Consider the following 12,874-nt stretch of genomic DNA (forward strand, 5'->3'; position numbering starts at 1 on the left):
ACTAGCGCAGGCTCGGCAGATCGAGCCCCTTGTCGCGGGCACATTCGATCGCTGTGTCGTAGCCGGCGTCGGCGTGGCGCATGACGCCGCTGGCAGGGTCGTTCCAGAGAACGCGCGCGATCCGCTTCGCCGCCTCCGGCGTCCCGTCGGCGACGATCACCATGCCGGCATGCTGGGAATAGCCGATGCCGACGCCGCCGCCATGATGCAGCGACACCCAGGTCGCGCCGCTGGCACAATTGAGCAGCGCGTTGAGCAAGGGCCAGTCGGACACGGCGTCCGACCCGTCCTTCATCGCTTCGGTTTCGCGGTTGGGGCTCGCCACCGAGCCGCTGTCGAGATGATCGCGCCCGATCACGATGGGGGCCTTCAATTCGCCGCGCGCTACCATCTCGTTGAAGGCAAGGCCCAGGCGATCGCGATCGCCGAGCCCGACCCAGCAGATCCGCGCCGGCAGGCCCTGAAACTTGATGCGCTCCCTGGCCATGTCGAGCCAATTGTGCAGGTGCTTGTCGTCAGGCATCAGCTCCTTGACCTTGGCGTCGGTCTTGAAGATGTCCTCGGGATCTCCCGACAGCGCCGCCCAGCGGAACGGCCCGACGCCGCGGCAGAACAACGGACGGATATAGGCGGGGACAAAGCCCGGAAAATCGAAGGCATTCTTCAGGCCCATGTCCTGGGCCATCTGGCGGATGTTGTTGCCGTAGTCGAGGGTCGGGATGCCTTGCGCATGGAAATCCAGCATGGCCTGGACGTGCTCGACCATCGAGGTTTTCGAGGCGCGCTCCACGGCCTTGGGGTCGGCGGCGCGCGTGGCTTCCCACTCCGCGAGCGTCCAGCCCTTCGGCAAATAGCCGTTGATCGGATCGTGCGCGCTGGTCTGGTCGGTGACGATATCGGGCCTGACGCCGCGGCGGACCAGCTCGGGAAAAATCTCCGCGGCATTGCCGAGCAGGCCGACCGAGACCGCCTTCTTCGTCTTGGCCGCCTCCGCCGTGATCGCAAGTGCCTCGTCGAGCGTGGCGGCCTGGCGATCGAGATAACCGGTGCGCAGACGCATCTCGATGCGGCTCGGCTGGCATTCGACTGCCAGCATCGAGGCTCCCGCCATGGTCGCAGCCAGCGGCTGCGCGCCGCCCATGCCGCCGAGACCGGCCGTCAGAATCCATTTGCCGGCAAGGCTGCCGCCATAGTGGCGGCGGCCAACTTCAACGAAGGTTTCGTAGGTGCCCTGCACAATGCCCTGGCTGCCGATATAGATCCAGGAACCCGCCGTCATCTGGCCGTACATCATCAGGCCCTTGCGATCGAGCTCGTTGAAATGATCGAGCGTCGCCCAGTGCGGCACGATGTTGGAGTTCGCAATCAGAACGCGCGGCGCGTCAGCATGGGTGCGGAACACACCGACCGGCTTGCCGGACTGGACCAGCAGCGTCTGGTCGTCCTCGAGCTCGCGCAGCGAAGCAACGATCCGGTCAAAGCTCTCCCAGTCACGCGCCGCGCGGCCGATGCCGCCATAGACCACGAGCTCGCTCGGACGTTCTGCAACGTCGGGATCGAGATTGTTCATGAGCATGCGCAAGGGCGCTTCCGTCAGCCAGCTCTTGGCGCTGATTTCGCTGCCGCGGGGCGCGCGGATGGTGCGGTCATTGTCCAGTCGGCGGTTCATGCGGAACACCTCGTCAGGCAAGCGTCGGAAACGGGTCAGTTGAAAGTACGGCGAGCGCCGCAGCCGGCAGCGCGTCGGCCTCGATCATCGCTGCAGCCTTGGCGAGATCGCCGGCCATGTAGCGGTCGGCGCCGAGCGGCGCTACCTGCTCGCGCAGTGCCGCAATGACGGCAACGAGCGGCGCACTCGTCGCGTGCGGCGCGCGTAGCGTGATGCCCTGGGCGGCGACCAGGAACTCGATGCCGAGGATGGCAGCGAGATTGTCGGCCATATCGGACAGCCGCCGTGCGGCATGCGCGGCCATCGAGACGTGGTCTTCCTGGTTGGCACTGGTCGGCGTCGAGTCGATCGAGCAGGCGGCCGCGCGCTGCTTGTTCTCGGCATAGAGCGCGGCCGCCGTCACCTCGGCGATCATGAAGCCGGAATTGATACCGGGATCGGGAGTGAGGAACGGCGGCAGGCCGAAATTGAGCGCGGGATCGACCAGCGTCGCGATGCGCCGCTCGCTGATCGCACCGATTTCCGACAGCGCAAGCGCGATGGTATCCGCGGCAAAGGCCACCGGTTCGGCATGGAAGTTTCCGCCGGAGACGATCTCGCCGGTCTCGACCAGCACGAGCGGATTGTCGGTGACGGCATTGGCCTCGACGATCAGCGTCCGCGCCGCCTGCACGATCAGGTCGAGCGCCGCGCCTGCGACCTGCGGCTGGCAGCGCAGGCAATAGGGATCCTGCACGCGCTCGTCGCCTTCGAGATGCGACAGGCGGATGTCGCTGCCCTCGAGCAGCGCCATCAAGGCTGCCGCGGCCGCGATCTGTCCCGAATGGCCGCGCAGCGCCTGGATTTCGGGGCGGAACGGCGCCGTCGAGGCCATCGCCGCATCGACCGACAGCGCGCCGGTGACGAGCGCGGCGCGGGCCAGGCGAAATGCGCGCAGCACGCCGGAGACGGCGTAGGCAGTGGAGAATTGCGTGCCGTTGATCAGCGCGAGCCCTTCCTTGGGACCGAGCGTCAGTGGCGGCAGGCCGGCCGCGGCGAGCGCCTCGCGGCCCGATACGATCTTGCCGTCGACGATCGCCTGCCCTTCGCCGATCATCACAGCGGTCATATGCGCGAGCGGCGCGAGGTCACCGGAAGCGCCGACCGAACCCTGCTGCGGCACCAGCGGTGAGACGCGCCGCGCCAGCATGGCCTGCAGCTGCTCGATCACCTCGCGGCGCACGCCGGAGGCGCCGCGCCCGAGCGAGATGATCTTCAGTGCCATCATCAGGCGGACGATGGGCTCGGGCGTCGCCGCACCGACGCCGCAGCAATGCGAGACGATGAGGTTGCGCTGGAGCAGCGCGGTCTGGTCCGGCGGAATGCGCTTCGAGGCAAGTTTGCCGAAGCCGGTGTTGATCCCGTACACGGGAGCGTCGGCGCGCGCGGCCCTTGCAACGATCTCCGCGGCCGCGTCGACGCGCGGCCAGAACGAGGGATCTAGAACAACAGACGCGCCTTCGAGCACGCGCGCGAGGTCATCGAGGCCGACGGTTCCCGGCTTGACGACGATCGGCGCGCGCTTCTCCGTCATTGTCCCCTCCACACCCGGCGGTGCAGCGGATTGAAGCCGATACGGTAGACCAGCTCGGCGGGGCACTCGATGTCCCAGATCGCAAGATCACACCATTTGCCTGCCTCTAACGTGCCGGTATCATGGAGCACGCCGAGCGCTCGCGCGCCTTCCCGGGTGACGCCGGCAAGGCATTCGGCCACATTCATCCGGAACAGCGTCGCGCCCATGTCCATGGCAAGCAGGAGCGAAGTCAGCGGCGAGCTGCCCGGATTGCAGTCGGTCGCAAGCGCCATGGCAACGCCGTGCTTGCGGAACGCCTCGACCGGCGGTTTTTGGGTCTCGCGGATGAAGTAGAAGGCGCCGGGCAGCAGCACGGCCACCGTTTTAGCTTTTGCCATCGCCGCTGCACCGGCTTCGTCGGTGTGCTCGAGGTGATCAGCCGATAGCGCCGAGAATTTCGCGGCAAGCGCAGCGCCGCCGAGGTTCGAGAGCTGGTCGGCATGCAGCTTGACCGGCAGTCCAAGCCGCCCCGCTGTCTCGAACACCTGCGCCGTCTGCTCGCCGGAAAATGCAATCCCCTCCATGAAGGCATCGACGGCATCGGCCAGGCCGGCCTTTGCAATCGCAGGCAACATCTCCCTGCAGACGAGATCGATGTAACGATCCTTGTCGCCCTCCGCCTCTATCGGCAGCGCATGCGCGCCGAGGAAGGATGCGCGGATCGCGACCGACCGCTGACGGCCGAGGCTTCGCGCGGCGGCCAGCTGCCGCATCTCGGTCTCGGTGTCCAAGCCGTAGCCGGACTTGATCTCGACCGTGGTGGCACCCTCGGCAATCAGCGCATCGAGCCGCGGCAGCGCGTGTGCTACGAGCTCGGCCTCGCTTGCCTTGCGCGTCGCGGCCACTGTCGAGACGATACCGCCGCCGGCGCGCGCGATCTCCTCGTAGCTCGCGCCCTTCAGGCGCAGCTCGAATTCATGGGCGCGGTTGCCGCCATAGACCAGATGGGTGTGACAATCGACGAGACCGGGCGTGATCCAGCGCCCTCCGCAATCGATCCGTTCGGCTGCATCGGCATCCGCCGGAAAATCAGTCTGCGCACCTGCATAGACGATACGGCCGGCGCGCGCGGCGATCACGCCATGCTCGATCTCACCAAGATCGGGGCGGTCGGCCCGCATCGTGGCGAGCCGGGCGTTATGCCAGATCCGGTCGAAGCGCTCTGCCATGCAACTGTCCCTTCGCGGATGCCCCTGCGCCCTGGGATGCTTGACTTATATGTCTAGACATATAATCGTGTCGCGGTTCTGTCCAGCCGGCATGGAAACATGACACGACTGCATTTCGCCTCCGCGCTCCTGCCCTCGGGCTGGGCCAATGACGTGCAGGTGGTGATCACCGCCGGCGCGATCGCCGAGGTGACGCCGGGCGTGGCCCCGGCCTCCGGGGACGAACACCACGACATCGCGCTTCCGGGACTTGCGAGCCTGCACAGCCACGCCTTCCAGCGCGGCATGGCGGGTCTCGCAGAACTGCGCGGCGACAGCACCGACACCTTCTGGACCTGGCGCGAGGCGATGTACCGCTTCGCGCTGGCGATGACGCCTGACGACGTCGCAGCGGTCGCGACACTGCTTTATGTCGAGATGCTGGAGCAGGGTTTTACCCGCGTCGGCGAATTCCATTATCTGCATCATGACCGCGATGGCTCGCCCTACGCCGACATCGGCGAAATGGCCGCACGCATCGCGCAGGCCGCCGAAGCCTCGGGTATTGCACTGACATTGCTGCCGAGTTTTTATGCGCACGGCTCATTTGGTGGCGCAGCACCGCATGCCGACCAGCGCCGCTTCATCTGTACGGTTGATCAGTTCGCCGCGCTCGTGAGCGCCTCGCGCGAGGCGATTGAACAATTGCCGGGCGCAAATATCGGTATCGCGCCGCACAGTTTGCGCGCTGTGACGCCGGCCGAGCTTGCAGCGATCATTCCGCTCGCGGACGGCGGCCCGGTGCACATTCATGCCGCCGAGCAGGTGAAGGAGGTCGAGGATTGCCTGGCCTGGTCTGGACAGCGTCCAGTGCAATGGCTGCTTGAGCACGCGCCAGTCGACCGACGCTGGTGCCTCATCCACGCGACCCACACGACGGATGAAGAAGTCACTGCATTCGCCAAGACTGGCGCGGTCGCGGGACTCTGCCCTATCACCGAGGCAAGCCTTGGCGACGGCATTTTCTCGGCTCGCGAATTCGTCGGTGCCGGCGGTGCCTTTGGCATTGGCACGGATTCCAATGTGCTGGTCGGCGTCGCCGACGAGCTGCGCCAGCTCGAATACGGCCAACGGCTCAAGCACCGCGAGCGCAACGTGCTCTCCGCCGGCGCAGGCCGCTCGACGGGACGCGCCCTGTTCGATCATGCGCTTTCAGGCGGCGCGCGGGCACTAGCACAGATGTCAGTCGGTCTCACGCCAGGTGCGCGCGCCGACATCGTCACGCTCGACACCACGCATCCCTCGCTGGCGGGGCGCGCGCGCGACGCCGTCATCGACGGCTGGATCTTTGCCGCAGGCAGCTGTGCGGTCGATTGCGTCTGGGCCGGCGGCGACAAGGTCGTCGAGGGCGGACGGCACCGGCTGCGCCAGACCGCACGCGAACGCTTCAACGCGTCGGTCCGGAGGCTCGTCGCATGAGCCTCGCCACAGATGCCGCCGACAAGCCGACGCTCTACAAACGGATCCGCGCCGACATCGAGAAGCGCATCCTGACCGGGGAATGGCCGCCGGGCCATCGCATCCCGTTCGAGCACGAACTGGTCGCGCGCTACGGCTGCTCGCGCATGACCGTGAACAAGGCGCTGTCGGAGCTCGCCCAAGCCGACCTGATCGAGCGGCGGCGACGTGCCGGCTCCTTCGTCCGCCGGCCGCAACACCAGTCGGCCGTGCTCAAGATCGCCGACATGCGCGCAGAGATCACCGGGCTTGGGCGCGCTTACGGCTACGAGCTGATCGGTCGCAAGCTCCGCGCCGCAACCGCTGCCGACCGCGACCGCCTCGGCGTCAAGAAGGCGGGCAAGGTAGTCGCGATCACCTGCCGCCACAGCGCCGACAACGTGCCTTTCGCCGTCGAGGACAGACTGATCGATCTCGCGTCGGTGCCGGATGCGGCGACCGCGGATTTTTCGCGTGAGCCACCCGGCTCATGGCTGCTTCACCATGTTCCATGGACAGAGGCAGAGCATACGATCAGCGCTATCGTTGCGGACGATCGCACGGCCGAAGCGCTCGACATCGCCGTCGGCGCACCCTGCCTCGTGATCGACCGCTATACCTGGCGCAGCGCGCGCACGATCACCGCCGTGCGGCTGCTCTATCCCGGTGACTCTCACCGCCTTGTCGCCCGATTCAGGGGAGGCTGAGAGGACGATGTCGGCACAAATCGTGCAACGTTTCGGGCAGAGGTCCATGAGGACCGACCAAGATCAACAGGACGTCAATCCATCGATCGGCAAGAGGACGACAATCATGCGTAGTTCGAAAGTATTTGCGACAGTCATTGCGCTTACGGTCTCCACCCCCGTGCTCGCCGACGACGTCAAGGTCGGCGTCGGCATCTCCGGATGGACCGGCTTCGCGCCGCTGACGCTGGCGAAGGAGGCCGGCATCTTCAAGAAGAACGGCCTCGACGTCACCATCAAGAAGATTCCGCAGAAGGATCGCCATCTCGCGATCGCGTCCGGCGACGTCCAGTGCGCGGCAACGACCGTGGAGACCTGGATCTCCTGGAACGCCAACGGCGTCGCGACCAAGCAGATCTTCCAGCTCGACAAGAGCTACGGCGCCGACGGCATGGCCGTGCGGAACGAGCTCGCCGCGATCAAGGATCTGAAGGGCAAGACGGTTGCGGCTTCCGCGCCCGGCACCTCGCCCTATTTCGCGCTGGCCTGGATGCTCAAGAAGAACGGCCTGTCGGTGAAGGACGTCACCGTCGTGAACCTCGAGCCGGCCGCGGCCGCGCAGGCCTTCGTCTCCGGCCAGAACGATGCCGCGATGACCTACGAGCCGTATCTGTCGACGGTTCGTGCCGCCCCCGACAAGGGCAAGATCATCGCCACCACGCTCGACTATCCGATGGTCATGGACACGTTCGGCTGCACGCCGAAATTCCTCACCGAGAACCCGAAGGCCGCCAAGGCGCTCGCCGACAGCTATTTCGAGGCCCTCGATATGATCGCCAAGGACCAGGCCAAGGCCTACGAGATCATGGGCGCCGACGTGAAGCAGAGCGGCGAGGCATTCGGCAACTCGGCGAAGTATCTGCGCTGGCAGGACAAGGCCGCGAACCAGAAATTCTTCGCCGGCGACTTCCTGACCTTCAACAAGGAGGCTGCCGACCTCCTGCTGGAGATCGGCATCATCAAGGCCGCGCCGAAGGTCGAGGATCTCTTCGACGCGAGCTACATCAAGTAAATCTCCCAGGAGCCGCCGGCCCCGTCTCGCGGCGGGGACGGTAGACTTGTTCACCACCCGGATACACAGTTTGATGCGTCCCCTCGATCCCGTGACGTCAAGGCAGCGCGTGGCTTACGGCCTTGCGTTCTTCGTGGTGTTCGTTGCCCTCTGGTCCTGGGCAACCTTCGGCGGCCACGTGTCGAAAGTGTTCCTCGCCAACCCGCTGACCATGGTGCAGGAAGGCGTCGATCTGATCGTCAAACAGGGCTTCCTGTTCGACATCGGCATGACGATCTGGCGCGTCGTCGGCGGCTTCGTACTGGCCGCCATCATCGCCGTGCCGTTCGGCGTGCTGATGGGCGCCTACAAGCCGGTCGAGGCATTCCTTGAACCGTTCGTCTCCTTTGCGCGCTATCTGCCTGCCTCCGCTTTCATTCCCCTCCTGATCCTGTGGGCCGGCATCGGCGAGTTGCAGAAGCTGCTCGTCATCTTCATCGGCTCGGTGTTCCAGATCATCCTGATGATCGCGGTCACCGTCGGCACCACGCGGCGCGACCTGGTCGAGGCGGCCTATACGCTCGGGGCCAGCGACCGCGGCATCATCCGCCGTGTGCTGCTGCCCTCCTCCGCGCCCGAGATCGCGGAAATCCTGCGGCTGGTGCTGGGCTGGGCCTGGACCTATGTCATCGTCGCCGAGCTGATCGGCTCCTCCTCCGGCATCGGCCACATGATCACCGACAGCCAGGCGCTGCTCAACACCGGCCAGATCATCTTCGGCATCATCGTGATCGGGCTGATCGGCCTGGTCTCGGACTTCCTGTTCAAGGCGTTCAACGCGTGGCTGTTTCCCTGGAGGCTCGCATGACGATCCTCAAGATCGAACAGGTCTCGCGAACCTTTCCCGCGCGCCACGGCAACGCCCCGACGAGGGCGCTGGAGCCGACCGATCTTGTGATCGGCAACAACGACTTCGTTACTATCCTTGGCCCTTCCGGCTGCGGCAAGTCCACGCTGCTTCGCATCGTCGCCGGCCTCGATCGCCCGACCGGCGGACGCGTGGTCCTCGACGGACGCGAGGTCACCGGCCCAGGCGCCGATCGCGGCATGGTGTTCCAGTCCTACACGTTGTTTCCCTGGCTGACGGTGCGCGAGAACATCGCCTTCGGCCTGCGCGAGCGTGGCGTGCCCGAGGCGGAGCGAAACAAGATCGCCGATGCCTTCATCCGCCAGGTCGGCCTGTCTGGTTTCGAGAACCATTGGCCAAAGCAGCTCTCCGGTGGCATGCAGCAGCGCACCGCGATCGCACGCGCGCTCGCCAATGATCCCAAGATCCTGCTGCTCGACGAGCCCTTTGGCGCGCTCGACAACCAGACGCGAGCCCTGATGCAGGAAATGCTGCTCGCGATCTGGGAGCGCGACCAGAAGACCGTGCTGTTCGTGACCCACGACATCGAGGAAGCGATCTTCCTCGGCAGCCGCGTCATCGTCATGAGCGCGCGTCCCGGCCGCATCAAGGCCGAGATCAACGTGGACCTGCCGCATCCGCGCTCCTACAAGATCAAGACCACGCCCGAATTCGTCCAGTTGAAGGAACGGCTGGTCGAGGAGATCCGCACCGAGGCGTTGAAGGTTGCCGAGCATGCCTGAGACCTTTTCACGCGCAAACGGCGAGCGGGTTCTCGCCGATCTCAATGCGCTCCGTGCCATCGGCGCCTACAAGACCGGCGTGCACAAGCCGACTTTCTCCGAGCCGCACAAGCTTTCGCTGGACTGGCTGGTGCAGAAGCTACCCGACGCGGGCCTCACCGCCGCGATCGACGGCATCGGCAATGTCTTCGGCACCAGCGCAAAGTCGGGACCCAAGCTGCTGGCGGGATCGCATCTCGAAAGCCAGAACTACGCCGGCTGGCTCGACGGGCCGCTCGGTGTCGTCTACGCGCTCGAAGCGGCCCGCGTGCTCAATGCCGATCCCTCGCTCGAAGGTGCGGTCGAACTTGCCGCCTGGTGCGACGAGGAGGGACATTTTGGACACTTCCTCGGTTCGCGCTCCTATGTCGGGCAAGTGACCGAGGCCGACATTGATGTCGCACGCGACCGTACCAGCGGCCGCACCATGCGGGACGCACTCGCCGACATGGGGCTCGCAGGACGACCGCGCACTACCGCCGAGCCGGGCCGGCACGTCGGATATCTGGAAGCCCATATCGAGCAGGGCGACACGCTCGAGAGCGGCCGCCTTGCGATCGGCGTCGTCACCTCCATCGTCGGCATCTGGCAATACCAGATCAATTTCACCGGTGAGCAGAATCACGCCGGCACCACCCGCATGGCTGCACGGAAGGATGCCGGGCTGGCGCTGGCAAAGTTCTGCGTCGCGATCGACGAACGTTTCCCCGATAGCTGCGGGCCGCGCACGGTCTGGACCACCGGCCGCATCACGCTCGATCCGGGCGCGCCGAGCATCATTCCAGGTGGTGCCGAAATGCTGTTCCAGATCCGTGACGACGATCCTTCCGTCATCGCGCGGCTGGAGCAACTGCTGCGGAGCATGGCGGACGAGGCCAGCGCGAAGGGTCCCTGCACTGTCACGGTGGAGAAGATTCGCACTGGCGCGCCCGCGATGATGAATTCGGGCTTTCAGGACGCTATCGAAGCCGCGGCCAAGGCCGTCGCCGGCGGACGGTCCGTCCGTATGCCCAGCGGCGCCGGCCACGATGCGCAGATGCTTGCGGCCGTCATGCCCGCGGGCATGCTGTTCGTGCCGTCGATCGGCGGCATCAGCCATCACTGGACCGAGAACACCGCCGAGGTCGACATCATCACCGGAGCCCAGGTGTTCGTCGACGCTTGCAGGCGGATACTCGGCGGCTAGAACGGCGCGCCGACCCACCCTCTCCCCATCGTCATTGCGAGCGAAGCGACTTGTCCGCCGAAGCTTTAGCGAAGGCGGAAGCAATCCAGAATCTCTCCGTGGCGGCAGACTGGATTGCTTCGCTGCGCTCGCAATGACGGAGTATGAGGTGACGGCTTCGTCCTCCCAGCACCACTGTCATTCCCCGCGAAAGTGGGGAATCCAGTACGCCGCGGCTTCTCGGTTCAATCATAACTGTCTCGGAATACTGGATCGTCCGGTCAAGCCGGGCGATGACAGGGAGTGTGTAGCCGCAGACGCAGCTTCGCATCCTCGCGGCGCGTTTCGCCCGAGCTTTGCTTGGTCACTTCACCCTCTTGTCCAAGAGGGCGCAGGGAAGGCCGGGTGCCGGCTGGCACCCGCGGTCCGCTGCGCGAAAATGTAGCGCAAGGAAACCGCACAGCAGCATACAGGTGTAGCCAATCACTCGGCCTTCCCTGCGCGATGGTTGGACGGCTTATGCCGTGCTCTCCCGGGAGCCGAGTTCCTGCTGGCCTCCCTCGCCTTCGCGAAATTCACCGGCACCGCGCCGGTTGACGCAGATGCCGCATTCGCCAGGGCTTGACCGTAGCAACGACGGCCAGGACCACACGGTTTTGCCGTACGCACGGCCCGCCATTTCGCCGCAGTTTTTCCAGCCCTGTCGACGGAGCCGGAAACTTACAGACGAGACGAAGCCTAGCAGCGCCGCTCGTCGGAACGAAGCCTCGGGCTCACGGAGAGCAATCCGCCCTGCCCTTAGCCACTCGTACCCGAACGCTGCCGCGTCCACCGCAAGCCCGGCTCGCGAACGTGACGACCACAAGATCGCCCCTCAAGGATGAGCCGGGATGAGCAACACATACGCCAAAACCGAATTTCGGTAAAGTGGAATATTTTTGCGGCGGCGAATTGACAGGGGGAGCGACACAGCAAGATCCGGTAGCCCGGATGGAGCGCAAGCGTAATCCGGGACGGTGCCGAATGCCGCGTGAGCGGCCCCGGATTGCGCTGCGCTCCATCCGGGCTACGAAGCCTCACTCCTTGGTTGGCACTGGCGTTCCGTCCGCCCCACGGGCCGCCTGCGACAATCCGAGTCCGCCGCGGACATAAAGACGCGACAATTGCGAGGCTTGTCGATTGCCCCTGCCCTGCTTCCCCTCCCCGGAGTTCCCATGTCCTCTGCCGATGGGCCGGCGACACGCCTTGCGACCAGGCTTGCCTTTCTCGTCGCGGGCTTCGGCATCGCGTGCTGGGCACCGCTGGTGCCGTTCGCGAAGGCGCGGCTCGCCGTCGACGACGGCATCCTCGGACTGCTCCTGCTCAGCCTCGGCATCGGCTCGGTCGTCGCGATGGTTCTGACCGGCGTGCTGAGCGCGCGCTATGGCAGCAAGCCGATCATCATTGCGGGCGGGCTCGGTCTTGCCCTGGTCCTGCCTCTGCTGACAATCGCGAGCTCGTCCATGACGCTCGCGCTGGCACTCTTCGCATTTGGCGCCGCGCTCGGCTCCATCGACGTCGCCATGAACATCCACGCGGTTGAGGTGGAGCGCGCCGCAGGACGTCCGCTGATGTCCGGCTTCCACGCGCTGTTCAGCATCGGCGGCTTCGCCGGGGCCGCGCTGATGACCGCACTACTCTCGCTGCAACTCGGCGCGCTCGCTTGCACGCTGATCTGCTCCGTCCTGATGCTGATCACGATGCTGGCGGCGTGGCCGCGGCTGCTTCGCTCGGTGCAGGTGCAGGAGGGGCCGTTGTTCGTGCTGCCGCATGGCGCCGTGCTCCTGCTCGCGCTGCTTTGCGCCATCACCTTCCTGGTCGAAGGCGCGATGCTCGATTGGGGCGCCTTGCTCGTCATCGGCGCGGGTCTCGTTTCCGAAGCGCAAGGCGGGATCGGCTACATCGTGTTCTCGGTAGCCATGACGATCGGGCGGCTCGGCGGCGACGCCGTCGTCGCACGCATCGGAGACCGCACGACATTGTTCTGGGGCAGCCTGATTGCGATCGCGGGTTTCGTGGTCCTGCTCACGGCTCCCGTCGTGGCGGTCGCCATAGCCGGCTTCCTGCTGATCGGCCTCGGCGCATCGAACCTCGTGCCGGTGCTGTTCCGCCGGGCGGCGAGGCAGACGGTGATGCCCACGGGGCTCGCCGTCGCGGCGATCACGACCGCCGGCTACGCCGGCGTTCTCGTCGGCCCCGCCGGTGTCGGCTTCGTGGCACGCTTTGGCGGATTGCCGATGGCGTTCTGGCTCCTGGCCGCGCTGATGGGCCTCGTCACGCTGACGGCGCGCATGGTTACGCGCGCCGACGGCTGA

At 65.8% G+C, this 12,874-nt stretch carries 10 protein-coding genes; 7 read left to right on the forward strand and 3 right to left on the reverse strand.

Features of this window, described 5'->3' with window-relative positions:
* Nucleotide 1: 1 nt before the first annotated feature.
* The 3 genes from hutU to hutI are packed head-to-tail and all read right to left on the reverse strand — an operon-like array spanning nucleotide 2 to nucleotide 4,453.
* Complete coding sequence (hutU, locus tag ABIB91_RS32230) at nucleotides 2–1,669, reverse strand: urocanate hydratase (RefSeq protein ID WP_354170533.1); 1,668 nt, start codon at nucleotides 1,667–1,669, stop codon at nucleotides 2–4.
* Between the two features lie 13 nt (nucleotides 1,670–1,682).
* On the reverse strand, nucleotides 1,683–3,242 hold the full coding sequence (gene hutH, locus ABIB91_RS32235) for a histidine ammonia-lyase (RefSeq protein ID WP_007601333.1): 1,560 nt from the start codon (nucleotides 3,240–3,242) through the stop codon (nucleotides 1,683–1,685).
* Nucleotides 3,239–4,453, reverse strand: coding sequence for an imidazolonepropionase (gene hutI / locus ABIB91_RS32240; RefSeq protein WP_354170531.1), 1,215 nt, complete (start codon nucleotides 4,451–4,453; stop codon nucleotides 3,239–3,241). Before hutI ends, hutH begins: the two co-directional genes overlap by 4 nt.
* A gap of 99 nt (nucleotides 4,454–4,552) precedes the next feature.
* On the opposite strand from hutI, the gene ABIB91_RS32245 reads away from it, so the two are divergent.
* The 7 genes from ABIB91_RS32245 to ABIB91_RS32275 all read left to right on the forward strand — a co-directional run bounded on the left by ABIB91_RS32245 (nucleotide 4,553) and on the right by ABIB91_RS32275 (nucleotide 12,874).
* Entirely contained in the window at nucleotides 4,553–5,911 is a 1,359-nt protein-coding gene (locus tag ABIB91_RS32245) for a formimidoylglutamate deiminase (protein ID WP_354170529.1), read from the forward strand.
* Nucleotides 5,908–6,636 (forward strand): histidine utilization transcriptional repressor HutC, encoded by a 729-nt coding sequence (gene hutC, locus ABIB91_RS32250; RefSeq protein WP_354170527.1) that lies wholly within the window; start codon nucleotides 5,908–5,910, stop codon nucleotides 6,634–6,636. The genes ABIB91_RS32245 and hutC overlap by 4 nt, the downstream gene beginning before the upstream one ends.
* Before the next feature lie 106 nt (nucleotides 6,637–6,742).
* Nucleotides 6,743–7,687 (forward strand): ABC transporter substrate-binding protein, encoded by a 945-nt coding sequence (locus ABIB91_RS32255; RefSeq protein ID WP_354170525.1) that lies wholly within the window; start codon nucleotides 6,743–6,745, stop codon nucleotides 7,685–7,687.
* 73 nt (nucleotides 7,688–7,760) lie between these two features.
* Entirely contained in the window at nucleotides 7,761–8,534 is a 774-nt protein-coding gene (locus ABIB91_RS32260) for an ABC transporter permease (protein WP_027519414.1), read from the forward strand.
* Nucleotides 8,531–9,316, forward strand: a complete 786-nt coding sequence (locus ABIB91_RS32265) for an ABC transporter ATP-binding protein (protein WP_354170523.1) — start codon at nucleotides 8,531–8,533, stop codon at nucleotides 9,314–9,316. Before ABIB91_RS32260 ends, ABIB91_RS32265 begins: the two co-directional genes overlap by 4 nt.
* On the forward strand, nucleotides 9,309–10,541 hold the full coding sequence (locus ABIB91_RS32270) for a Zn-dependent hydrolase (protein ID WP_219678700.1): 1,233 nt from the start codon (nucleotides 9,309–9,311) through the stop codon (nucleotides 10,539–10,541). Before ABIB91_RS32265 ends, ABIB91_RS32270 begins: the two co-directional genes overlap by 8 nt.
* A gap of 1,193 nt (nucleotides 10,542–11,734) precedes the next feature.
* Complete coding sequence (locus ABIB91_RS32275; protein WP_354170521.1) at nucleotides 11,735–12,874, forward strand: MFS transporter; 1,140 nt, start codon at nucleotides 11,735–11,737, stop codon at nucleotides 12,872–12,874.

The sequence above is a fragment of the Bradyrhizobium sp. JR4.3 genome (assembly GCF_040547695.1).
In the GTDB taxonomy this organism is placed as follows: Bacteria; Pseudomonadota; Alphaproteobacteria; order Rhizobiales; family Xanthobacteraceae; genus Bradyrhizobium; species Bradyrhizobium canariense.